The organism is Jannaschia sp. R86511 (genome assembly GCF_042466345.1).
Lineage (GTDB): Bacteria > Actinomycetota > Actinomycetes > Actinomycetales > JBBAYJ01 > Aquipuribacter.
Map to the genome: position 1 here is coordinate 883,970 of NZ_JAXHCD010000001.1, position 22,877 is coordinate 906,846.

A 22,877-nucleotide genomic window follows, 5' to 3' on the forward strand; every position below is an offset into this window, starting at 1 on the left:
CGCCTCAGGCGCGCCCGGTCAGCATCAGGTTCCAGTACATGGCCGGCAGGCCGCGGCGCTTGAACAGGCCCAGGTCGCGGACCACCCGGGTGGTGTCGGGGAAGCGGAAGGTCGGGGTCGGCGTCATCGTGTAGTCGAACTCCGCCAGCAGCAGCTTGTCGCGGGCCACCGTCAGCGGGCACGAGGCGTAGCCGTCGTAGCGGGCGCCCGGGGGTCGTCCGGCCCGGTGGTCGAGCACGTTGGCGGCCGTCACGGGCGCCTGCTTGCGGATCGCGGCGCCCGTCTTGGAGTTGGGCGTGCTGCCCGCGTCCCCCAGGGCGAAGACGTCGGGGAAGCGGGTGTGCTGCATGGTGTGCTTGTCGACCTGGACGTACCCGCCGGGGTTGTCCGGGTCGGCCAGCGGGGACGCCTTGACCCAGTCCGGTGCGCTCTGCGGCGGCACCACGTGGAGCATGTCGTAGGCCACCGTCTCGCGGGTGCCCGCGGCGTTGTCGGCGACGACCACCCGGCGTCCGTCGGGGTCGACCTCCACCACCTCGCTGCTGGTGCGTACCTCGATGCCGTAGTCGTCGGCCACCTGCTGCAGCTGGTCGGAGAACACCTTGATGCCGAACATCGCCGGGGTGGGCAGGACGAGCACGACCCGGATCCGGTCGAGGACCCCCTGACGACGCCAGTGGTCCGCAGCCAGGTAGGCGATCTTCTGCGGGGCTCCCGCGCACTTGATGGGCCCGGCGGGCATGGTGAACACCGCCGTCCCCGAGCGCATGCCGCGGATCAGCTCCCATGTCCGTGGAGCCAGCTCGTAGGCGAAGTTGCTCGAGGCCCAGGGCGAGGCCAGCGCCTCGCTCGTGCCCGGCACCCGGTCCCAGTCGAGCTGGATGCCGGGGGCCACGACCAGGGTGTCGTACGTCAGGGTGGTGCCCGTGGACAGGGTGACCTGCTTGGCGTCCGGGTCGACGGTCTCGACGGCCGAGTCGACCCACGTGGCGCCCTTCGGGACCACGGTGGCCATGGGACGCGCGCTGGCGGCCGGCGGGGCCAGGCCGCCGCCGACCAGCGTCCACAGCGGCTGGTAGTAGTGCGTGCGGGCCGGGTCGATGACGGCGACGCTGCGCACGCCCGCGCGGCGCAGCCGTGCCGCGACCGAGATGCCGGCCGTCCCGCCGCCGACCACGGCGACCTCGAAGTGGGTGGATGCGACCATGACGGCTCCCTCGACGTGTCCGGACATTGATGTCCGTACATTACACCGCGACCTGACTTCTGACGATGCGCCGGCAGAACCCCTGTCCACGGCGGCACATCCGCCCTACGCTGCGGGCCATGGCCCCCCCGACGACCGGAGCGTGGCGCGCCCTGCGCGCCGGTCTCGTCGTCGCGGTCGTCACCGGCCTGTCGACGGCGGGCCACCTGGCCGGCGGGGGTCACGTGGCCTCCGCGCGGGCGGCCGTGCTGGCCCTGCTGCTGGTGTCGGTCGCCGCGGCGGCCCTGACGGCCGTCCGGCTGACCCCGGTCCGGCTGCTCGCGGCTCTGGCCGCCGGGCAGGTCGTCGTCCACCACGCGCTGGCCTGGACCCCGGGCGGGCACTGCGCCGCCCCCGCGTCGTCCCCGCTGTTCGAGTCGACCGTCGTGGCCGGCTGCGGACCGGCCGGGCCCCACGAGGCGATGTGGTCCGACCCCGCCATGCTGCTGGGTCACCTGGTGGCGACCGTGCTGGCCGCGGCCGTGCTGGGCCACGGCGAGCAGCTGCTGTGGACCGCGCGCGACCTGCTGGCCCTGCGTCTCCTGGTCCTGCCCGACGCCGTGCCCGCCCAGGCGGCCCCGGCGCTGGCGTTCCCGCCGGTGCCGGCCCCGGTGCCGTCGACCCCGGTCGAACGGTGCGACCCCGTGCGCGGCCCACCGGCGACGCCCTCCGCGTCGCCGGTCCCCGTCTGAGACGTCCACCCCCCGCCCCCTGGCGGTCGAGGTGCCTCGGGCGACGGGTCCGGTGCGACGCACGCGCGTCCACCCACCCATGAGCACCACCTCCAGACGAGGAACCCAGTCATGTCCCGAACCACCACGTCCCGGACCACCGTCTCCCGCCCGTCCCGCCCCGGCCTGGCCCGCGCCTCGCGCGCCGGCCTGGCCACCCTGCTCGTCGGGGCGGTGGCGCTGGCCACCGCGCCCAGTGCGTCGGCCCACGTCGGCGTCTCCGCCACCACCACCGAGGCCGGCGCCTACACCGTGGTCACCGTCTCCGTGCCGCACGGCTGCGAGGACTCCGCCACGCACACCGTCACCATCCAGGTGCCCGAGCAGATCCTGTCCGTCACGCCGACCGTCAACCCGTCCTGGGACGTCGAGAAGGTCATGGTGACCCTGGACGAGCCGGTCGACGACGGCCACGGCGGTGAGTACACCGAGCGCGTCGGCGAGGTGGTCTACACGACCGACACCCCGCTGCCCTCGGACCTGCGCGACTCCTTCGAGCTGTCGCTCAAGCTGCCGGACCTGCCGGGCGAGACCCTGGCCTTCCCCACGGTCCAGACCTGCGAGGAGGGTGAGGCCGCCTGGGTGCAGCTGTCCGACGACCCCGAGGCCGAGCTCGACTTCCCGGCGCCGTCGCTCACCCTGACGGGTGCCGAGGAGGCCGAGGAGGCCGCCACGGACACCGAGGCCGAGGTCGAGCTGGCCTCGACGTCGGAGGAGGCCGCGGACGCCGGCACCGCCTCGGGCCCCGCGACCGGTCTGCTGGTCGCGGCGCTGGTGCTCGGCGGGGCCGGGGCCGTCATGGGTGGGGTCGCGCTCACGCGCAGCCGCACCCGGGCGTGACCGGCGCCCCGCGAGGGGCCTGCCCGTCGGCACCCGCCGGCCGGCCCGGGGCACGTCCCCGGGCCGGACGGCGCCGTCCGGCCCGCCGGCCCGGCCGGGCGACGCTCGGCCTGCTGCTGGCCGGGCTGCTCACCCTCCTCCTGGCCCCCTCGGCGTCGGCGCACGCCCAGCTGCTCAGCACCGACCCCGCCGACGGCACCGTCCTGGCCGAGGCGCCCGAGCAGCTCACCCTCACCTTCGACGAGCCCGTCGGCCTGCGCGAGGACGCCGTCCAGCTGCTCGACAGCACCGGGGAACCCGTCGCCGTGCAGGCCCGCGCCGTCGACGCGACCGTCGTCGTCGACGTCGAGGGCGACCTGGCCGACGGCACCTACGTGCTGACCTACCGGGTGGTCTCGGCCGACTCCCACCCGGTGGCGGGCGGGTCGACGTTCTCCGTCGGCGCGCCCAGCGCCGGGTTCGTGGCCGACACCGCGCTCGGCAGCGACCCCGGTGCGGTGGCCGTGCTGGTCGCCGTGCAGGCGCTGGCCTACGGCGGCCTGCTGGTCGGGGCCGGGCTCGCGCTGTTCGTCGTGGTGGTGCTGCGCGACGCCCTGCCGGGGGAGGGGCCGCGGCGGGTGCTGCGGACCGCGCGGTGGGCCGGGGTCGGCGCCGTGGTCGGCCACGTCCTGCTGCTGCCGGCCACCGCGGTGCGCCAGGCCGGGGCCACGGCCGCGGACCTGCTCGTGCCGGTGAGCTGGACCCAGGCCGACCCCGCCGGGTGGTGGAGTGCCGCAGCCGTGCTGGTCGGGGCGGTCCTGGTCGCTGCGGTCCTGCCGCGGCTGCTCCCGGGGGCTACGTCCGGGGCCGTGCCCGGGGCGGCGCCGGCGGCGCTCGCGCTGGCGGGGGCCGGGGTCGCGCTGGGCTCGCTGGTCGCCGTGGGCCACACCCGCAGCGCCGGACCGGCGTGGCTGGTGCTGGGCGCCGACCTCGCCCACGTGGTCACCGCCGCGGCCTGGGTCGGCGGCTTGGTAGGCCTGGTGCTGGTGGCCGGGCCGACGGGTGCGGCCGGGTTCGCCGCCGTGCTGTCCCGGTTCTCGGCCCTGGCCGCCTGGACCGTCGCCGTCCTGACCGTCTCCGGCGTGGTGCTGGCCTGGCGGGTCAACGGCGCCCCGGCGGGCCTGCTGAGCACGGACCACGGCCGGGTGCTGCTGGTCAAGGTGGCCGTGGTCGCCCTCGTGCTGGCCGTGGCCGGCTGGAACCGGTGGCGGCTGCTGCCCGCGGTGCGCCGCGACCCCGACCGCGCCGCGCCCCGGGTCCGGCGCACCGTGGCCGCCGAGACCACCGGCGTCGGGCTGGCCGTCGCGGTCACCGGGCTGCTGGTCATCAGCTCCCCGGCCGGGGCGGAGACCGCGCCGGCGCCGCCCGGCCCGACCGAGGCGGTCGTGCTCACCGAGCCCCTGCCCGACGGCCTGCTCACCATCACCCTCACCCCGGGCTCGGTCGGGGTGAACGCGCTGGAGCTGGAGCTGACCGACGACGAGGGTCGCCCGTTCGAGCCCGTCGACGCGCCCACGGTGTCACTGACGCTGCCCGAGGTGGGGGTCGGACCCTTGGAGCGCCCCGTCTCCCGCACCGGCTCCGGGGCGTACCTGGCCACGGTCGACGCCCCGCTGCCCGGCACCTGGCAGATCGAGGTCTCGGTCCGGACCTCCACCTTCGACAACCCCGTCCTGATTGTCCCCGTGGAGATCTCGTGAGCCCGACCGACCCGCCCGCCCCCTGGCCCCGTCGGACGCGCAGGCGTCGGGCGGCCGTCGCGGCCACGTCGGCGCTGCTCGGCGCGCTGGCCTGGTTCGGTGCCGTCCCGCCGGCCTCGGCCCACGTCAGCCTGGTGCAGGCGGTGCCGCTCGGGGACGGCAGCACCGGGCTGACGTTCGAGCTCGACCACGGCTGCGAGCAGGGCGAGGGGACGACCGGGCTCGACCTGACCGCGGCGGCCGGCGTCACCTACCTGAGCGCCGACGGCCCCGACGGCTGGGCCGCGGTGGTGTCGCCGACGTCGGTCCGCTGGGACGGGCCCGCGGTGCCGGACGGGGAGCGGGTCCGCTTCGACCTGCGGGCCGAGGTGGTCGGCGTGCCCGGTGACACCGTGCACCTGCCCGTGGTCCAGCGCTGCGAGCAGGACGCGGCCTACGCGTGGGTCGACACCGACCCCGCGTCGTCGACCCCCGCGCCCAGCCTGGTCCTGACCGGGGCCGTCATCAGCGGGGCGACGCAGCCCGAGCCGACGGGCGCCGGCCCGCTGGGGGTCGCGCTGACGGTCGCGGTCGCCGGTCTCGGCCTGGGCGCGGTGGGGGCCGTCGCGGCCTCCGGGCGCCGGTCGGGCTAGGTGGGCGCGCCGCCCGCCCGGCCGCTCCGGTTACCGTGGGTGGGTGCAGCAGACGCGGCAGCGGACGACGGGCACCGGAGCGGGTGCCTGCCGTGCCGTGCTGCTCGCCGCCACCGTGGTCGGTCTGGCCGCCGGCGGCCACCTGCTGGCGGGCGGGGCCGCGCCGTCCTGGCAGGCGGTCGTGCTGTCGCTGCTGGTGGTGGCCGTGCTGTCCACCGCCGCCGCCTCGCGCCGGGTGCCGGTGTGGCGCCTGGTGGCCGTGGTCGGCGGGGGCCAGGCGGTCCTGCACCACGCCCTGACGTCGGGGACGGCCGAGCACCACGCCGTCGCCCCGGACCCGGGCATGGTCGCGGCCCACGCCGTGGCCACGCTGGTCACGGTGCTCGCCGTCCGCTGGGGCGAGGCCGTCCTGCGCACCCTGCTCGCCTGGGCCCTGCGCACCCCGCTGCGGGTGCCGGGTCCCGTGCTTCGACCCGCGGGACCGACGCTGTCGCGGGTGCCGGGCCCGGTCCCGTCCTGCTCGCCGCCGGGCACCGACCCGGCCCGTGGTCCGCCACGGGGGTTCGCGCTCGCCGCCTGAGTCCCACCCGGGCGGACGGAGCGCGCCCGGTCCCGCGTCGACTCCTCGGCGTCGGACCCCCGCCCCCGTCGAGACCCCCAGAGCAGGACCGGTGACCATGAGCAGCAAGAAGCCCGACCCCACGAACCCGCGTACCCCCGGGCCCAGACCTGGCAGCGCGCGCGAGCAGCTGCGCAACGCCCGTCCCGTCGGCGACGCCCGGCGTGGCAGCCGCGTGGTGCTGGCCGTGACCGCCGCCGTCGTCGCGGTCCTGGTGGGCGTCACCGTCACCGCCGTCGTGCTGGCCTCCCGGCAGCAGGCCGAGCTGGCCAGCAACGACCCCGAGGTCGTGCAGCTGCAGGAGTTCGCCGGTACCCCGGCCGAGGGCCAGGACGAGACCGGTGGCGTCGTCGTGGGCGAGGAGGGCCCCGTGCTGCTCACGCTGTACGAGGACTTCCTGTGCCCCGCCTGCCGGCAGCTGGAGGAGACCAGCGGGGCCTACCTGGCCGAGCTCGAGGCCGGTGGTGACGTCACGGTCGAGTACCGGCCCATCGCCATCCTCGACCGGCTGAGCGCGGGCACCGAGTACTCGACGCGCTCGGCGGCCGCGGCCATGTGCGTGGCCGAGAACGACGGCGACGACACGTTCCGGGACTACGTCGCGGCCCTGTTCGCCGCGCAGCCCGGCGAGGGCGGCCCCGGCCCGGACGACGCGGCGCTGGCCGAGCTGGCCGGCTCGGTCGGTGCCGGCGAGCAGACCGCGGACTGCATCACCGCCGGCACCTTCGCCGGCTGGGTCGCCCGCAGCACGCAGCAGGCCCAGGAGCTCGGCGTCGGCGGCACGCCGACGGTGTGGCTGGACGGGGAGCCCACCGAGGCCCGGACGCCCGAGCAGCTGGCCGCCGCCGTGGCGGAGGCGGCCGGGTCGTGACCGCACCTCCGTGACCGCACCTCCAAGACCGCACACCCCGGACCGCAGCCCGGAGGGCCTCGGGCCCGCAGGACCGACCACCGCACCGCACGAGGCAGGGAGAGCCGCATGACCGCACCACGGACCGAGACCACCGCAGGGACCCGACCGGCCGGCCGCTGGCCGGGGGCGGTGGCGGCCACGCTGCTGCTGGCCCTCGTGGCGGTGGTCGCCGGCGCGGCCCCGGCGTCGGCGCACGCCCGGTTCCTGGGCTCCGACCCGGAGGAGGACACGACCGTGACGGCGCTGCCCGACGTCGTCACGATGTCCTACAACGAGGAGATCGCCCCGCAGTTCGTCGACACCGCGGTGGTCCCGCCCGGGGGCGAGCCGATCGTCACCGGGTCCGCCGCCGAGGGCACCGACGTGCTCATCGACCTGGCCGCCTCGGCCGACCTGGCCGACCTGGCGACCACGTCCGGGGAGTGGCAGGTCGTGGCCCGCGTGGTGAGCGTCGACGGGCACCCGGTCGAGCACACCACGTCGTTCGTGCTCGACGCCCCCGAGCCCTCGGTCGCCCCCGAGCCGTCCCCGGCCGCGGAGCCGACCCCGGAGCCCAGCCCGGCCGCCGAGAGCGCGCCGGTCGCCGAGGCCACCCCCGAGGCCGCCGCGACGAGCGCGGCGCCCAGCCCCCCGTCGCCGGAGGCCACGACCATCGCGGCGGACACCACCGCCGGCACCTCCGACGGCCTGCCCACCTGGGTGACCGTGGCGGGCGTGGTCGTGCTCGCCCTGCTGGCCGCCGTCGGCGTCGTCGTCTACCGGCGTCGTCAGGGCGCCTCGGACTGACGGACGCGGCCGGCGTCCAGCACCACCAGCCGGTCCGCCCAGCGTCGCAGCAGCGCCGCGTCGTGGGACACCGCCACGACCGCGGCGCCGCTGCGCGCCTGCCAGGACCGCACCTCGCCCACCAGCCGGGCCGTGCTGGAGGCGTCGAGCATGGCCGTCATCTCGTCGCACACCAGCACCGCCGGGTCGGTCGAGACGGCCCGGGCCAGGCAGGCCCGCTGCAGCTGGCCGTCGCTGACCTGGTGCGGCCGCCGGTCCAGCAGCGCCTCGGCCAGCCCCACCGAGGCGGCCAGCTCCGAGACGCGCGCGGCCACGTCGGGCACCCGCTCCCCTCGCGGGGCCAGCAGCAGCGGCTCGGCGACCACCGCCCGCAGGTCCTGGCGCGGGTCGACCGAAGCCCGTGGTGACTGGAACACCACCCCGGTGCGACGCCGCAGCCGGGCCGGGGCCCGCAGCCCCCACCGCACGGCGTCCGTCCCGTCGACCGCCACGGTGCCGGCCGCGGGTTCGTGCAGCAGCGCCAGCACCCGGGCCAGGGTGCTCTTGCCCGAGCCGCTCGGCCCGCACACGCCGACCGTCTCGCCGCCGGCCGCGTCCAGGTCCACGCCCTGCAGCACCAGCGGGCCCCGGCCGTAGCGGGCGTCGACCCCCCGCACCCGCAGGCTCACGAGCCCGTCCCCGTCGGCGTCCCCGCCGGGGCGGCGGCGAAGGGCCGGTGGCAGGCCACGAGCCTGGCCGGGTCCGTCCGGTCGGGTGCGAGCGGCGCGACCTCGGCGGTCGGCGCGACCTCGGCCAACGCCGGGACCGTCAGGCAGCGCTGCACCGCGTGGGCGCAGCGGGGACGGAACGCGCACCCGCCCACCTGCTCCCCGGGGGCCGGCGGGTCGCCCGGCACCGACCGGAACGCGCGGTCGGGCAGCGCGTCGAGCAGCCCCGCGGAGTACGGGTGCGCCGGTCTGCCGACGAACGCGGCCGTGGTGGCCCGCTCCACCACGCGGCCGGCGTACAGCACGACCACCTCGTCGGCGACCCGCTCGGCCGCCGCCAGGTCGTGGCTGACCACCAGCACGGCCGCCCCGTCGTCGGCCTCGGCGCGCAGCTGCCCCATCGCCAGGCCGGCCAGCCCCGGGTCCAGACCGGTGGTCGGCTCGTCGGCCAGCAGCACCCGGGCCCCGCCGACCAGCGCCAGGGCCAGGGCGGCCCGCTGCAGCTGCCCGCCCGACACCTCGTGCGGGTACCGGTCGAGCAGGTCCTCCGGCAGCTGGGCCCTTCCGACGGCGGTCCGGACGGCGTCGGCGACGGCCGGGCGCGTGACGCTGCGGTCGCGCACCGCCCGCGCCGCCTCGTGCAGCTGCGAGCCCAGGGTCCGGACGGGCGTGATCCACGTCGCGGGGCTCTGCGGCACCAGCGACACCCGCCGACCGCGGACCTGCCGGGCCAGGATGGTGCGGTCGCCGAGGTCGACGTCGAGCGCCCCGGCCCCGTCGTCGGGCAGGCGCATCCTGCCGCTGACCTGCGCCGAACGGGGGAGCAGACCCAGCAGCGCCGCGACGACCACGGACTTGCCGGCGCCGCTCTCGCCGACCACGGCCGTCAGCCGGCCCGGGGCCAGGTCGAGGTCGACGCCGTGCACGGTGGGCAGCCCCGGGAAGGTCACGGTCAGGCCCCGGACGGTCACGACCGCCCGGCCGGTCGGGTCCGTCGGTCGCGTCGGTCGCGTCGGTCGCGTGAGTCCCCTCACCATCGCTCCTCGCTCGCCGGCCGGACGGACCAGCGCCGGCGCAGCCGCCCCGTGGCCGCGATCGTGCTCAGCCCCAGGGCGACGACGAAGGCGCCGGGGACGACGGCGGGCCACCACTGGCCGGCCAGCAGGGCGCCCTGCCCGCTGGCGATCATCGTGCCCAGGCTGGGCAGGTGCGGGGGCAGCCCCAGCCCCAGGAAGCTCAGCGCCGACTCGTGCATGATCGCGTGCGGCACCATCAGCGACCACGCCAGCAGGGCGTGCGGGGCCACGGCCGGCACGTGGTGGCGCCGGGCCAGCGACCAGCGGCTCGCCCCGGCCAGCACGGCGGCGTCGACGTAGTCGCGCTCGCGCACCGACAGCACGACCGCGCGCACCACGCGGGCGGTGGACACCCAGTGCGTGAGGGCGACGCTCGCGACGACCGCCCCGAGCGACGGCCGGAACAAGGCTACGACGAAGACGCCGAGCAGCAGGTGGGGGACGGCGGCGATCGCGTCGACGACCCGCATGGTCACGCGGTCGACCCAGCCGCCCAGCGTCCCGGCGAGCACCCCGACCACGGTCCCGACCAGGCCCGCGGCCAGGGCGGCGACCAGGCCGACGACCAGCGACACGCGCAGACCGGACAGCGACCGCTGCAGCACGTCGCGACCGGACGCGTCGGTGCCTAGCGGGTGCTCCCGTGACGGCGGCTCGAGGACGGCGGACAGGTCGACGTCGCGGGGGTCGGCACCGGCCAGGGCCGGACCGAGGACCGCCGCGGCCACCAGCAGCCCCAGGCCGGCCACGGGCACCCAGCCCAGCGCGGTCTCGTCGCGGGTCGTCGTCGTCAGCTCAGCCATCGGTGGCCACCCGGGGGTCCAGGAGCGCCGCGAGCGCGTCCGCGAGCAGGGTCCCGAGCAGGACCGCCGCGGTGCCGAGCACCGTGAGCGCCGCCAGCAGCGACACGTCCACCGCCAGCGCCGCCCGCACCGACGCGGCGCCCACCCCGGGCCACGAGAAGACCGTCTCGATGAGCACGGCCCCGGTCACCAGCTCGGGCAGCCGCGCCCCGAGCAGGGCCAGGAACCCCGGCGCGGCCGCCGGGGCGGCGTGGGTGAGCACGACCCGGCGGGGGCTCACGCCGCGGGCCAGCGCCCCGGCCACGTAGTCCTCGGCGAGGGCCTGTCGCAGGGACTGGCGGGCGAACAGCACGAGCCACGGCGTCGACAGCACCGCGAGGACCCCGGCGGGCAGCCACAGGTGGCGCAGGACCTGCTCCGCGGTCGCGAGCCGGCCGGGATCGGTCAGGCCGCCGGCCGGGGCGAGGCCGAGCACGACCGCGAACAGCCACAGGGCGAGCAGGCCGAGGAAGAACGCGGGCACCGACTCCACCGTGGCGGCCGTGGTCGAGACGACACGGTCGAGGAGGCCGTCGGGCCGGACCGCGGCCAGGGTCCCCAGCACCAGGGCGAGCACCAGGGCGAGCACCAGGCCGACCCCCAGGCCGGTGCCGGACAGCAGGAGCGACCAGCCGAGCCGGTCGGACACCACGTCCGCGACGGGCTGGCGGAACACCAGCGACGTGCCGAGGTCGCCGGACGCCGTGGCCTGGACCCAGGTGACCCAGCGCTCGCCGAAGCCCGCGTCGGTGCCCAGCCGCTCGGCCAGGGCGCTGCGGGTCTCCTGCGACGTGACCACCGCCCGGTCGCCGAGGTAGGCCCGCACGGGGTCGAAGGGCGACACCGCGACCAGCCCGAACAACCCGACCGACACCACGAGCAGCACGGGGACGGCCAGGGCCAGGCGGCGGGCGACGAGCGCGCCGACCGCCCGCCAGCGGGGCCTCATGCCCGCCGCGACCAGTCCTCGATGTTCCACCAGGGACCCGCGTTGAAGCCGTGGTCGTGCGGCTCGACCTGCTCCACGTCGCTGCCCTGCCAGCCGTCGGACACGACGTAGACGTGCTCCAGGTAGGTGAGGAACAGCCACGGCGGGTCGGCGGCCAGCTCGGTCTGCAGCCGCGTGTAGGCCTCCTGCCGCTCGGCGTCCTCGACGGCGGTGCGGCCGTCGTCCAGGGCTTCGTCGACGGCGGGGTTGTCGTAGGAGCCGGGGTTGAAGAACCCCTGCCCCGCGTAGGAGGAGTGGAACAGCTGGTAGCTGATGAAGTCCGGGTCGTACGGGCTGCCGTAGCCCATGACGAGCGCGTCGGTGCCCAGCCGCGGCTCGATGGCCTCCCATGACAGACCGTCCACCGTCACGTCGACGCCGACCGCGCGGGCGTCGGTGGCCACGGCCAGGGCCAGCTGCTCGCGCACGGTGTCGCCGGCCGGGTACATCACGGTCAGCTCCGCCCGCACCCCGTCCCGGCTGCGGACGCCGTCGTCGCCGAGCACCCAGCCCGTGTCGTCGAGCAGCTGCTCGGCCGCGGCCGGGTCGTGGCTGCGCTCGGCGGCGGGGGAGTAGTAGTCGTCCAGCGACGGGGCCACCGGGCCGTACGCGGGTTCGCCGGCGCCGGCCAGCACGCCGTCCACCATGGCCTCGCGGTCCACGGCCAGGTCCAGCGCGCGGCGGATCGCCAGGTCGCCGGTGACCGGGTGCTCCTGCGGCAGCATGACGCCGCGGTAGTCGGCCGTGGCGCGGCGCTGCACCTGCAGCCCGTCGGTGTCCTCGAACTGCTCGGCCAGTCGGGCCGGCAGCACGGCGGCGTCCAACTCGCCCGCGGACATGCGGGCCGCGCGGGCCTGGTCGTCGGTCGTGGTCGCGAACGTCACCGGGGACACCTCCGGCACCCCGTCCCAGTACTGCTCGTTCGCCTCGAGCACCATGGCGTCGCCGGCGCTCCAGGACGTCAGCCGGTATGGCCCGGACCCGACGGGCTCGCGGTTGAACGCGACGCCCTCCCAGTCGGTCGTGCCGGTGAGGACGTGCTCGGGCACGATGCCGAGGGTCAGCCGTCCGGGGAACGGCGCGTAGGGCTGCTCGAGCCGGAACTCCACCGTGCCCTCGTCGAGGGCGACGACCTCGGCCAGCGCCGCCAGGTCGCCGGCCAGCGGGCTCGCCACGGCCGGGTCCAGGACGGTCTCGTACGTGAACACCACGTCCTCGGCGGTCAGCGGCTCGCCGTCGTGGAACACCACGTCGTCGCGCAGCTCGACGGTCCAGGTGAGCCCGTCCGGCGACGGCTCGGGCAGCGAGGTGGCCAGGGACGGTGCCAACGACAGGTCGGCCTCGCGCACCAGCAGGGAGTCGAACAGCCTGGACGCGCCGTCGGGGGCGTAGCCCAGGACCGGGTTCAGGTGGTCGGGCTCGCTGCCCACCCCGATGACGATCCCGCCGTCCGCGGCGGGAGCACTGCCGGCGACCGCCGTCGCGTCGGGGTCGGTGGCGCTGCACCCCGCCAGCAGCAGGCCGGCCAGCGGCAGGACCAGCGGTCGGACCACGGCGCGCGGGCCCTCGGGGCGCCGGGCGGTCGACGCCGGGCCGGGCGCGGCGGGGAGGTGGAGGCTGTGTTGCGACATGGTCGCATTAGTAGCAGAACCAGCCGACGGGAGTCCACGTGGCCCTGCCCGGGTCCGGACCGGCGGCGTCGCGGTGCCGTCGGGTGGTCGGGGCCCGGCACACTGGGGCGGTGGTCGAGCCGTCGGACGTCGAGGTCGAGGTGGCCCGCCTGCTCCACGCCCGCGGGGAGCGGATGACGGCGCCGCGGCGCGCGGTGATCCGGGTGCTGGCCGCCGAGTCGGGCCACGCCGGGGCCGAGGACGTGGTGCGTGCCGTGGCCGGGCTCGACGCCGCCGTGCACCGGGCCAGCGTCTACCGGACCCTCGAGGCGCTGAGCGACCTCGGGGTGGTGCAGCACGTCCACGTCGGGCACGGCGCGACGGCCTACCACCTGCTGCGCTCGGGCCCGCCCCACCTGCACGCGTCGTGCCGTCGCTGCGGCGCGGTGCGCGACCTGCCGGCCGCCCTGCTCGACGGCGTGGCGGCCCGGGTCCACGACGAGGCGGACTTCGACCTGGACGCGACCCACGTGGCGCTGTCGGGGACGTGCGGCGACTGCCGCCGGGCCGCTCAGGCGCGCGAGGACGGCTCGGCGGGCTGAGCCGGGGCCACAGCGCGGGCGGCGGCGTGCGCGTCCTCGTGGGTGCCGGTGGGCACCCGGGGGGCCAGGTCCGTCAGCCGTCGCCACAGCTCGCGGCCGGCCTCGTCGGCGGTGCCCGCGGCGGCCCGGACCGCGGGGTCGCGCCGGGCGAGCTCGGCCAGGTGGCGCACGGCGTGGGCGACCACGTGGTGGCCGTGGAGCAGGTCCGGCGCGGGTCGGAGCGGGTCGCCGGAGCTCACCACCGCCGGGTCGACGAGCGTGGTGCCGGGCGCGGTGGGGTCGGGGTCGGGCAGGGCGGCGTAGGTCAGCACGACGCCGCGGCCCGGCTCGTACCGCCACGACGTCGAGTGCAGCACCTGCACGTCGGCCCCGTCGGCCCCGTCGGCCCCGTCGGCCCGCTCGGCCCCGGAAGCCCGGGCGGCCCGGTACGACGCCGTCGCGACCTCGTCGGGCGAGGACCGGCCGGTCAGCGCGGCCCGGAGCACCCGGTACCCCAGGCCGTCGACCCCGGCCGGTCGCAGCAGCAGCACCTCGACCTCGACGGCCGGCGGCCCGGCGAGGTCACCGGCCGGTCCGACCCGGCCCTGCTGCTGCGACGTCATCGCAGCAACGGTAGCGCTGGGGCGAGGGCCCGGGCGCCCCGGCCGTCACCGGGTGACCGGCCGCGGCGTCACCCGGTGCCCGACTGCGCCGGCACCAGGTCGTCCGCCCCCAGGTCCAGCGCGGCCACCGGCACCGGTCGGACGACGAGAACCGGGCAGGGCGCGTGGTGCAGCACCGCCCGGCTCACCGAGCCCAGCAGCAGGCGTCGCAGCGCCCCGTGACCCCGGGTGCCCACCACCAGCAACCGCGCCCCCCGCGCGTGGCGGACCAGGACGTCGGCGGCGGTGTCGGCCTCCACCCGCAGGTCCACCGACGGCAGCCGGTCGACGTCGGCGGCCTCGATCATGGTGGCCAGCCGGAGCCGGGCGCGGTCCGCCCGAGCCCGTTCGGCCTCGTGCACCCGCACGGTGTCGGCCACGGTGCTGGGCAGGGGCGGGACCGCCGCGACGACCGTCAGCGTGGCCCCCAGCGCCGCGGCCTCGTCGCGGGCGGTGCCCAGCACGCGTGCGGCGGCCGGTGAGCCGTCGAGGCCGACCACGACCGGTCCGTCGGGGGTCCCGGGTCCTGGCACCACCAGCACCGGGCAGGGGGCGTTCGCCGCCACCGCCGTGCTGGTGGACCCGAGCAGCAGCCGTCCGCCCGGGCCGTGACCGCGGCTGCCCACCACCAGCAGGTCGTCGGGCCGGGCCACGTGCAGCAGCACGTCGGCCGCCGAGCCGGAGGCCACGTGGCGCAGCACGTGCTCCGCGGGCAGGGTGGTGCGGGCCACGCGCTCGGCCTCCTCGGCGTGCAGCTGCGCGGTCTCGCCGAGCTCGTCGACCAGCTCGGGGGCGAAGGCCATCGCCTCCGCCGCCGTGACGACGACCAGCGGCAGCCCCCGGAGGCCCGCCCGGCGGACCGCCTCGTCCAGGGCGTGACGGGCAGGCTCGGAGCCGTCGTAGGCGACGACGACACGGCGGGTGCGGATCGCGGCGGTGCTCATGATGGCGTCCTCTCGTGGGTGCGGGTCAGGTCGATGACGGTCGGGGCGGCCGGACGGTCCGGTGGGTCCAGCACGTCGTGCAGCGGGCGCCGGGGCGGCACGCGCACGTCGACCAGCGCCCGTCCCAGCTGCAGCACGAGCTGGGCCTGGCCGGGGCGGGCGAGCAGGGCCGAGACCTGGTCCCGGGTGCCCGGCACCTCGGTGGCCTGGTCCGCGTACGTGGCCACCAGGTCGAGGGCGCTCAGGTGCAGCAGCAGGCGCTGCAGCGCGATCCCCGCCACCACGTGGTCGCGCCGGGTGTCGCCCAGCGTGGACAGGGCCACGACCGTCCGCCCCAGGGGCAGGGGGTCCAGGGGCCCGCGAGCGCGGTCGAGGACCGGTGCCCCCACTCCCCGGGGGACGGTCAGGACCGAGGACCTCAGCATGCCGTCGACGGCCTCGTGACGGTGCGGCCGCTGCGGTCCGCGAAGCCAGGCCCGGGTCTCCAGCACCAGCTCGGGGCGCTGCTGCTGCTGCCGGACCGCCCGCGCGAGCAGCTTCGACAGCACCCCCCGGGCGGCCGGGTCGAGCACGGTCAGCGCGGCGCCCTCGTCGGCCACGGTCTCGCCGACCTCGACCAGCACGGCGGTCGGCACCGGGTCGTCCGGACGCAGGGCGCGGTGGGTGCGGCGTCGGGACATCTGTGCCGCGAGGCGCTGCTCGGCCGCGCTCGCGGCCCGCGGGCCGACCACCACCAGCCGGGCCACCGCGGTGCCGCGCGGGCCGTCCGGCAGCAGCCGGACCCGGGTGCCCAGCCCCCGGGCCCGCGCGGCCAGCGCGGCGTTGGCGACCGCGGCGCCGCAGCTGATGGTCCGCAGCCGCCCCGTGGGGTCGAGGGCCGGCAGGGCCCGCGTCTCGTCGACGGCGACGACCAGGCCGTCCGGCCGGCCCAGCAGCAGCCACGGCTGGGTGTTGTGCACCGACGGTGCCTGCCTCGCCGCCTCCGCCATGGCGACCACGTCCGCACGGTCCACGTCCACCAGGCACCTCCCTCGGGATCCGTCACGTCCCCCTCGGACCGAGCCTGCTCCCACCCGTCGACCCGGGCCAGGGACGTAGGTCCCGGCGGCGCGCTACCGCGGGCGGCGCAGCGGCAGGGCGTGCAGGGTGACGTCGGCCAGGCCGCCGGCCCCGACGGTGGCCGTCAGGTAGGTGCAGCGGGGCTGGCGGCGTCGGTCGGTCGGTGAGCCCGGGTTGAGCAGCCGCACCCCGCCGGGCGTCGTGCTGTCCCACGGGATGTGGCTGTGGCCGAACACCAGCACGTCGACCGGGTCCGGCGATCCGGGGCCGAACCGCTCGTCGCAGCGTCGTTCGCGCCCCGTCGCGGCCCCGGTCTCGTGCACCACGGCCAGCCGCAGCCCGGCGAGGTCGACCCGGGCCACCTCGGGCAGGCGCCGGCGCAGCTCGTCCCCGTCGTTGTTGCCGTGCACCCCGACCAGCCTGGCTGCGCGCTCCTCGAGCCGGTCGAGCAGCCCGGGTTCCACCCAGTCGCCGGCGTGCACGACGACGTCGACCGCGTCGACCTGGTCCCACACCGGTCCCGGCAGGTCGCGGGCGCGGGCGGGCAGGTGGGTGTCGGCGAGGACGAGCAGGCGCACGCCACCACTGTGGCGTCCGTGCGCCGGGGCCGCGATACCGCGAGGATCAGGCGCATGACCCACCCCGCCGCCACCCCCGCCCGGACCAGCTGGCTCGACGACGCCGTCGTGTACGAGATCTACCCGCAGTCCTTCGCCGACTCCGACGGCGACGGCGTCGGCGACCTGCGGGGCGTCATCGCCCACCTGGACCACCTGCAGTGGCTCGGGGTCGACGCGATCTGGTTCAACCCGTGCTTCGCCTCGCCGTTCCGGGACGCGGGCTACGACGTGGCGGACTACCTGCGCATCGCCCCCCGCTACGGCAGCAACGACGACATGGTCGAGCTGGTGGAGCAGGCCCGGGCGCGCGGCATCCGCGTGCTGCTCGACCTGGTCGTCGGCCACACCTCCGACGAGCACCCGTGGTTCCAGGCCGAGCTGGCCGCCGACGGGCCCGCGCCCGAGGGCGACCGGTACGTCTGGCGCACCGAGGAGCCCGCCCGCGGCTGGCAGGAGGAGACCCCCGGCATCCCGGCCTGGGTGCCCTCGCCCGGCCCTCGGCCCGGCTGGTACCTGAAGAACTTCTACGACTCCCAGCCCGCGCTGAACTTCGGCTGGCTGGCGGCCGACGACGAGCCGTGGCGGGACCCCGTCGACGCCCCGGGGCCGCGGCGCAACCGGGACGCCCTGGTCGAGATCATGGACTTCTGGCTATCGCGCGGTGTGGCCGGGTTCCGGGTCGACATGGCGTTCTCGCTGGTCAAGGACTACGACACCGAGCGGGCCCGGGCCGCCTCGACGCAGGTGTGGCGCGAGGTCCGGGACTGGCTCGACCGCACCCACCCCGACGCGGTGCTGATCCCCGAGGGCGACGAGCCCCGCACGGGCGAGCCGCTGGCCTACGACGCGGACTTCGCGCTCGTCATCCACCCGATGCACGCGTCGCTGCTGAACAACGGCGGTGCGGGCACGCTGCCCTGGTACCCGGCCACGGACTGCTGGTTCGACGCCGACGGCGGTGGGTCGCTCGAGCTGTTCCTGGCCGGCTGGGACGAGCACCAGCGGCAGACCCCCGGCCGTCCGATGCTGCTCGCGTCCTCCGACCACGACTTCTCGCGGCTGGTCAGCGGCCCCCGCACCGCGGCCGAGCTCGGCGCGGTGTTCACGTTCCTGCTGACCTGGGGCACGGTGCCGTCGATCTACTACGGCGACGAGATCGGCATGCGGTACCTGCCGGGCCTGCCCGACGTCGAGGGCAGCATCTGCCACCCCACCTACAACCGGGCCGGGGCCCGCACCCCGATGCAGTGGGACCGCTCGGCCGGCGCCGGGTTCTCCACCGCCGCGCCCGACCGGCTCTACCTGCCCGTGGACCCGGACCCGGACCGGCCCGACGTGGCCACCCAGCGCGGCGACGAGGGCTCGCTGCTGCACCTGGTCCGCCGGCTGCTGGCGCTGCGGCGCGAGGTGCCGGCGTTGCGGGTCGGCCCGACCACCGAGGTGCTGCACACCGGTCACCCGCTGGTCTACCGCCGCGGCGGCAGCCATCTGGTGGCGCTCAACCCCACCCGCGAGCCGGTCGAGGTCGACCTGGCGTCGGTGGCGGGCGCGCGGCTGCTGCTGGGCCAGGGGGCCGAGGTCGACGGCACGACGGTGCGGGTCGACGGCTTCGGCCACGGCGTCTGGGAGCTGGGCTCGTGACCGCGCCGGGCCGCGGCGCGCCCGCGACGAGCCGGGGTGACGCCGCCGGCCGGGACGGCGCGACCCTCGGCCGGGCGCTGCGGGGGACGCTGCGTCGCTCCGAGCACGGCGACCTGCGGCTGCCCGAGCGGGACCCGGTGGCCGTGCTGGAGCAGCAGAACGCCGACCGGCTGCCCGACCTGGTGGGCGTGCGGATCGGGCGGATGCTGGAGTCGCCGTTCGCGCTGTACCGGGGCAGCGCCGCGGTCATGGCCCACGACCTCGCCGCCGGTCCGGACACGGGCCGCCGGGTGGTGGCCTGCGGTGACGCCCACGTGGCCAACTTCGGCCTGTTCGCCTCGCCGGAGCGGCGGCTGCTGTTCGACCTCAACGACTTCGACGAGGCCTGGACGGCGCCGTGGGAGTGGGACGTCAAGCGGCTGGCCGCGAGCGTCGTCGTCGGCGCCCGCGACGCCGGCCTGCCCGAGGCCGTGGCCCGGGAGTCGGCCCGCACGGCCGTGCGCACGTACCGCGAGATCCTGCGGACCCTGGCCCGGCGCAGCGTCGTCGAGCGGTTCTGGTTCCGGGTCGAGGCGGACTGGCTGGTCGAGCGGGCCCGCGGCGACGGCCGTCGGCTGCTGCGCGCGCAGGCCGCCCGGGCCCGGCGCCGCACGTCGGAGCAGGTGCTCGGCCGGCTCGGCACCGTCGACGACCACGGCCGCACCCGGATCCGGGAGGACCCGCCGCTGACCCGCCGGCTGCCCGCCGTCAGCGACGAGGACGTGGCCGAGAGCTTCCTGCGCTACCGGCGCACCACCCGCGAGGACGTGCAGCTGCTGCTGACCCAGCTGCACCCGGTCGACCACGTGCTGCGGGTGGTGGGCGTCGGCTCGGTCGGCACCCGCTGCCTGCTGGTCCTGTGCCAGGGCCCGGCCGACGAGCCGCTGTTCCTGCAGGTCAAGCAGGCCCAGCCGTCGGTGCTGGCCACCTACGGCGGCCAGCCCTACGACCTGCCGATCGGGCGCAGCGCCCCCGGCGTCGGCCGCGACGGGCGCCGGGTGGTCGCCGCCCAGCGCGTCCTGCAGGCCCAGTCCGACCCGTTCCTGGGCTGGTCCGGGCTGAGCGCCGACGAGGCGCCGGGCGGTCGGGCGCTGGACTTCTACTGGCGGCAGCTGCGCGACATGAAGGGCTCGATCGACACCCGGCACCTGCCCGCGTCGCTGTTCGAGGCCTACGCCGGGCTGTGCGGCACCCTGCTGGCCCGGGCCCACGCCCAGAGCCCCGCCTGCCCGGTGGTCGCGGCCTACCTGGGCCGCTCCGAGGCCTTCGACGACGCGGTCACCCGGTGGTCCGTGGCCTACGCCGACCAGGTCGAGGCCGACCATGCCGCCGTCACCGAGGCCGTCCGCACCGGCCGCCTCCCCTGCGACCCCGGCGTCTGACCCACCCGCCCGCCTTCGGGCCCGGCCGCCCGCGCCGCCTGGCCGCCTTGCGCACCGGCCTGAGGGCGGGCGTCGATCGACAACGTCTTGATCCTTGCCGTCGTCGACCGCCTGCAGGCCAGGTCCGGTCGACAACGTCTTGATCCTCGTCGTGGTCGATCGCATGCGGGCCAGGTCCGGTCGACAACGTCTTGATCCTCGTCGTGGTCGATCGCATGCGGGCCAGGTCCGGTCGACAACGTCTTGATCCTCGTCGTGGTCGATCGCATGCGGGCCGGGGGCGATCGACGACGTCTTGATCCTTGTCGTCGTCGACCTGCCCCGGAGGCGGGTCATCGTGGCCGCCCCGGCGTCGAGGCGGGGCGTAACCGAGGCATCACCGTCTGTTGTTCTGCCGGTCGACGGCTGGCCACCTCCCGCCCCTAGCGTCCGATACGTCCGTTTGACGCCGTCGGGAGGAACCCCCGTGAGAACTCAGCCGCCCCGCCCCGCCCTCTGGGGTCCGTTCGCCGCCGCGGTCGCCGCCCTGGCGCTGGCCCTCACCGCGATCGTCGCCGCCCCGGCCGCCGCCGCCCCGCCCGAGGACGACGAGCTGCGCGTCATGGCGTTCAACCTGCGCTTCGCCAGCGACACCGGGGCCAACTCGTGGCCCGAGCGCCGCCCCGTGGTCCGCAGCCTGCTGCTGCACCAGCGCCCCCACGTCATCGGCACGCAGGAGGGGCTGTTCGAGCAGCTCAAGGACATCCAGCAGGACCTGCCGGGCCGCTACGACAGCATCGGCCTGGGGCGGGAGGGTGGCTCCCGGGGTGAGGCCATGCAGGTGTTCTACGACACCCAGCGCCTGGAACCCCTGGAGTACGACCACTACTGGCTGTCCGACACCCCGGACGTGATCGGGTCCAAGACCTGGGGCGGCTGCTGCCCGCGGATGGTGACCTGGGTCCGGTTCCGGGACCTGGTCGACGGCGGCGAGCTGTACCTGCTCAACACCCACCTGGAGGCGTTCGACGCCACGACGCGGGCCCTGTCGGCGGACCTGATCCTGCAGCGCGCGGTCGAGGACTTCGACCCGGACCTGCCGGTGGTGCTCACGGGCGACTTCAACGAGCCGGCCGCCGAGGGCCGCACGGTCTACGACACGCTCGTCACCGACGGCCCGTTCGTCGACACCTGGCAGACCGCCGAGACCCGCAGCGAGCTGTTCGGGACGTTCCACGGCTACGGCCCGCTGACGCCCGGCGGCGACCGGATCGACTGGGTGCTGACCACCCCCGACGTCGTCACCCGGCACGCCGAGATCGACACGTACTCCCGTCGCGGTCAGCTGCCCAGCGACCACCTGCCCGTGGTGGCCGACCTCGTCCTGCCCGCTCCGCCGGTCGGCTGACCCGACGCCGGCCGTTCCGACGCAACGGCACTTTGCGTCGGGATCGTTCCGACGCAACGGCACCCTGCGTCGCATAGACCGACGCAGGGTGCCGTTGTGTCGAGCCCCGGGCGGTCAGGAGCCGAGCGCGCGGACCCGGTCGAGCAGGCCGTCGGAGGCGGCGTCGAGGAACGCGTGCGGGTCGGGGCCGACGTCCATCAGCACCAGCCGGTCGAAGCCGGCCTCGGCGAACGGGCGGGCCTTGTCCAGGTGCTGGTCCATGTCCGGCCCGCACGAGAACTGGCCCGTGATGTCGTCGGGGCGGACCGTCGAGCTGGCCGCGTCGAAGTTGACCGGGTTGGGCAGCTCGGCCATGACCTTCCAGCCGCCGAGGGTCCAGCGGCTGGTGCGCATGGCCTCCTCGGCGGCGGCCTCGACGGTGGGGGCGAAGGCGATCGGCACCTCGGCGTAGCGGGGCCCGGACCCGCCGGCCTCGCGGAAGGCCTCGACCAGGCCCGGGTCGGGCTCGGTGGCGAACAGGCCGTCACCGAGCTCGGCGGCGACCCGCGCGGCCGCGGGGCCGCCGGCGGCCACGGCGATCAGCGGCGGGGTCTCGGGCAGGTCGAACAGCCGGGCGTCCTCCAGCTGCAGGTACTGCCCGTCGTAGGACCGGTAGCCGCCCTGGAACAGCAGCCGGATGATCTCCAGCGCCTCCCTCATCATGCGCTGCCGGTGGTGCACCGCGGGGTAGCCCTGCCCGACCACGTGCTCGTTGAGGCGCTCGCCGGACCCGATGCCCAGCACGAACCGGCCCTCGGACAGCAGCGCCGTGGTCGCCGCGGCCTGCGCGACGACGGCCGGGTGGTAGCGCATGGTCGGGCAGGTGACGCCGGTCGCCAGCCCGATCCGGTCGGTGGCCTGGGCGAGAGCGCCGAGCACGGTCCAGGTGAACGGGCTGTGGCCCTGCTCCTCCAGCCAGGGGTGGAAGTGGTCGCTGAGCTCGACGAAGTCGAACCCGGCCCGCTCGGCGTGCTTCCCGAGCTCGACGAGCTCCGCGGGACCGTGACCTTCGGTGGCGAGCTTGAACCCGACCTGCATGTGACGTGACCTTCCGTCGTTCCTGATGGCGTACGGAGGTCGGGTACCCAGGATCGACCGGGCCAGCCCTCGCCGGGCCCGGTCAGGACGCGGCGGCGGTCCTCGTGGCCCCGCGGCGTGTGCTGGTCGTGGTGGTGGCGTCGTCCCGGACCGGGCGCAGCCGACCCAGCGCGATCAGCGTGATGCCCTCCACCAGGGCCTGCACCCCGAGCAGCACCCCGAGCAGCGTGAACGTCGCCGCCACGATGTTGAACAGGACCATGAGGCCCAGCGCGGCGGAGATCAGCCCGCTGACGAGCAGGACGAGCCGGCTCTGCGGGTGCTGGAACGACACCACGACGCGGGTCAGCCCCGTGGCCAGGAACATCGACCCCGCGACCAGCGTGATGGTCAGCGCGGTGACCGCCGGGTTGCGGAGCATGACGATCCCCAGCACGACCAGCAGGCCACCGCCGAGGGCCGCGGACCAGAACCCGTCCTTGCCGATCCGCAGCAGCCCCGACACCAGGAGCACGAGACCGGAGAACAGGGTGAACCAGCCGAGGACGCCGACCGAGAACGCCGTAGCGACGACGGTGTTCCCCAGCACGACGAAGCCGGCGACGACGAGCACCAGCCCCAGGATGACGTCCCAGGCGGTGCGGCGCTGCTCGAGGACGAGGCTGCTCATGATGACCTCCGAGGTGCGACGACGGGTCGGTGACCCGGACGGGGTACGGACCGGACGACCGTCGCAGCGTCGGGGGGCCGCAGCGT

23 protein-coding genes are annotated in these 22,877 nt (G+C 76.4%); 11 read left to right on the top strand and 12 right to left on the bottom strand.

Translation table 11 applies throughout. From position 1 onward, the window contains the following. Window positions 1-4: 4 nt before the first annotated feature. Window positions 5-1,207 (bottom strand): FAD-dependent oxidoreductase, encoded by a 1,203-nt coding sequence (locus tag SJY06_RS04400; RefSeq protein WP_380165009.1) that lies wholly within the window; start codon window positions 1,205-1,207, stop codon window positions 5-7. A 119-nt stretch (window positions 1,208-1,326) separates the two neighbouring features. Between SJY06_RS04400 and SJY06_RS04405 the strand changes: the two genes are divergently transcribed. From SJY06_RS04405 to SJY06_RS04435, 7 genes are all read left to right on the top strand, one after another. After that, window positions 1,327-1,938 carry a hypothetical protein gene (locus SJY06_RS04405; protein WP_380165011.1) on the top strand — a complete coding sequence of 204 codons (612 nt, stop codon included), beginning with the start codon at window positions 1,327-1,329 and terminating at the stop codon, window positions 1,936-1,938. Between the two features lie 111 nt (window positions 1,939-2,049). Continuing rightward, window positions 2,050-2,817 (top strand): YcnI family protein, encoded by a 768-nt coding sequence (locus SJY06_RS04410; protein WP_380165013.1) that lies wholly within the window; start codon window positions 2,050-2,052, stop codon window positions 2,815-2,817. Continuing rightward, complete coding sequence (locus SJY06_RS04415; protein ID WP_380165015.1) at window positions 2,814-4,556, top strand: copper resistance protein CopC; 1,743 nt, start codon at window positions 2,814-2,816, stop codon at window positions 4,554-4,556. The genes SJY06_RS04410 and SJY06_RS04415 overlap by 4 nt, the downstream gene beginning before the upstream one ends. Next, the gene (locus tag SJY06_RS04420; protein WP_380165017.1) at window positions 4,553-5,188 is read left to right on the top strand and encodes a DUF1775 domain-containing protein; all 636 of its coding nucleotides are present in this window, start codon (window positions 4,553-4,555) and stop codon (window positions 5,186-5,188) included. Before SJY06_RS04415 ends, SJY06_RS04420 begins: the two co-directional genes overlap by 4 nt. Window positions 5,189-5,231: 43 nt before the next feature. Next, window positions 5,232-5,768: a hypothetical protein gene (locus tag SJY06_RS04425; RefSeq protein WP_380165019.1), complete on the top strand. Its 537-nt coding sequence runs from the start codon at window positions 5,232-5,234 to the stop codon at window positions 5,766-5,768. 97 nt (window positions 5,769-5,865) lie between these two features. Further along, a complete protein-coding gene (locus tag SJY06_RS04430; RefSeq protein WP_380165021.1) occupies window positions 5,866-6,678 on the top strand; it encodes a DsbA family protein in 813 nt (270 codons plus the stop codon). A 108-nt stretch (window positions 6,679-6,786) separates the two neighbouring features. Then, complete coding sequence (locus tag SJY06_RS04435; RefSeq protein ID WP_380165023.1) at window positions 6,787-7,506, top strand: copper resistance protein CopC; 720 nt, start codon at window positions 6,787-6,789, stop codon at window positions 7,504-7,506. Here SJY06_RS04435 and SJY06_RS04440 read toward each other — a convergent pair. Genes SJY06_RS04440 through SJY06_RS04460 form a run of 5 tightly spaced genes read right to left on the bottom strand, consistent with a single transcriptional unit; the run spans window position 7,488 to window position 12,750 of the window. Then, window positions 7,488-8,174 (bottom strand): ABC transporter ATP-binding protein, encoded by a 687-nt coding sequence (locus tag SJY06_RS04440; protein ID WP_380165025.1) that lies wholly within the window; start codon window positions 8,172-8,174, stop codon window positions 7,488-7,490. The two genes, SJY06_RS04435 and SJY06_RS04440, sit on opposite strands and share 19 nt — an antisense overlap. Then, on the bottom strand, window positions 8,171-9,184 hold the full coding sequence (locus SJY06_RS04445; protein ID WP_380165027.1) for an oligopeptide/dipeptide ABC transporter ATP-binding protein: 1,014 nt from the start codon (window positions 9,182-9,184) through the stop codon (window positions 8,171-8,173). The genes SJY06_RS04440 and SJY06_RS04445 overlap by 4 nt, the downstream gene beginning before the upstream one ends. A gap of 59 nt (window positions 9,185-9,243) precedes the next feature. Further along, on the bottom strand, window positions 9,244-10,092 hold the full coding sequence (locus tag SJY06_RS04450; protein WP_380165029.1) for an ABC transporter permease: 849 nt from the start codon (window positions 10,090-10,092) through the stop codon (window positions 9,244-9,246). After that, window positions 10,085-11,080, bottom strand: coding sequence for an ABC transporter permease (locus SJY06_RS04455; protein ID WP_380165032.1), 996 nt, complete (start codon window positions 11,078-11,080; stop codon window positions 10,085-10,087). The genes SJY06_RS04450 and SJY06_RS04455 overlap by 8 nt, the downstream gene beginning before the upstream one ends. After that, window positions 11,077-12,750, bottom strand: coding sequence for an ABC transporter substrate-binding protein (locus SJY06_RS04460; RefSeq protein WP_380165034.1), 1,674 nt, complete (start codon window positions 12,748-12,750; stop codon window positions 11,077-11,079). The genes SJY06_RS04455 and SJY06_RS04460 overlap by 4 nt, the downstream gene beginning before the upstream one ends. 110 nt (window positions 12,751-12,860) lie before the next feature. On the opposite strand from SJY06_RS04460, the gene SJY06_RS04465 reads away from it, so the two are divergent. After that, on the top strand, window positions 12,861-13,331 hold the full coding sequence (locus SJY06_RS04465) for a Fur family transcriptional regulator (RefSeq protein WP_380165036.1): 471 nt from the start codon (window positions 12,861-12,863) through the stop codon (window positions 13,329-13,331). On the opposite strand, the gene SJY06_RS04470 is transcribed toward SJY06_RS04465, so the two are convergent. From SJY06_RS04470 to SJY06_RS04485, 4 genes are all read right to left on the bottom strand, one after another. After that, a complete protein-coding gene (locus tag SJY06_RS04470) occupies window positions 13,301-13,933 on the bottom strand; it encodes a hypothetical protein (protein WP_380165038.1) in 633 nt (210 codons plus the stop codon). The two genes, SJY06_RS04465 and SJY06_RS04470, sit on opposite strands and share 31 nt — an antisense overlap. Window positions 13,934-14,001: 68 nt before the next feature. After that, on the bottom strand, window positions 14,002-14,916 hold the full coding sequence (locus SJY06_RS04475) for a universal stress protein (protein WP_380165040.1): 915 nt from the start codon (window positions 14,914-14,916) through the stop codon (window positions 14,002-14,004). After that, on the bottom strand, window positions 14,913-15,935 hold the full coding sequence (locus SJY06_RS04480; protein WP_380165042.1) for a hypothetical protein: 1,023 nt from the start codon (window positions 15,933-15,935) through the stop codon (window positions 14,913-14,915). Before SJY06_RS04480 ends, SJY06_RS04475 begins: the two co-directional genes overlap by 4 nt. A 93-nt stretch (window positions 15,936-16,028) precedes the next feature. Further along, on the bottom strand, window positions 16,029-16,553 hold the full coding sequence (locus SJY06_RS04485; protein WP_380165044.1) for a metallophosphoesterase family protein: 525 nt from the start codon (window positions 16,551-16,553) through the stop codon (window positions 16,029-16,031). Window positions 16,554-16,607: 54 nt separating this feature from the next. Here SJY06_RS04485 and SJY06_RS04490 point away from each other — a divergent pair, with 54 nt between their 5' ends. The 3 genes from SJY06_RS04490 to SJY06_RS04500 all read left to right on the top strand — a co-directional run bounded on the left by SJY06_RS04490 (window position 16,608) and on the right by SJY06_RS04500 (window position 21,044). Continuing rightward, window positions 16,608-18,236 carry an alpha-amylase family glycosyl hydrolase gene (locus SJY06_RS04490; RefSeq protein ID WP_380165046.1) on the top strand — a complete coding sequence of 543 codons (1,629 nt, stop codon included), beginning with the start codon at window positions 16,608-16,610 and terminating at the stop codon, window positions 18,234-18,236. Beyond that, window positions 18,233-19,657 (top strand): DUF2252 domain-containing protein, encoded by a 1,425-nt coding sequence (locus SJY06_RS04495; RefSeq protein WP_380165048.1) that lies wholly within the window; start codon window positions 18,233-18,235, stop codon window positions 19,655-19,657. Before SJY06_RS04490 ends, SJY06_RS04495 begins: the two co-directional genes overlap by 4 nt. Window positions 19,658-20,123: 466 nt before the next feature. Beyond that, complete coding sequence (locus SJY06_RS04500; RefSeq protein WP_380165050.1) at window positions 20,124-21,044, top strand: endonuclease/exonuclease/phosphatase family protein; 921 nt, start codon at window positions 20,124-20,126, stop codon at window positions 21,042-21,044. A gap of 114 nt (window positions 21,045-21,158) precedes the next feature. Here the strand turns inward: SJY06_RS04500 and SJY06_RS04505 are convergent, their stop codons facing one another. Both SJY06_RS04505 and SJY06_RS04510 read right to left on the bottom strand, forming a co-directional pair. Then, complete coding sequence (locus SJY06_RS04505; RefSeq protein ID WP_380165052.1) at window positions 21,159-22,121, bottom strand: TIGR03557 family F420-dependent LLM class oxidoreductase; 963 nt, start codon at window positions 22,119-22,121, stop codon at window positions 21,159-21,161. Between the two features lie 82 nt (window positions 22,122-22,203). Continuing rightward, complete coding sequence (locus tag SJY06_RS04510) at window positions 22,204-22,791, bottom strand: HdeD family acid-resistance protein (protein ID WP_380165054.1); 588 nt, start codon at window positions 22,789-22,791, stop codon at window positions 22,204-22,206. Window positions 22,792-22,877: the final 86 nt, after the last annotated feature.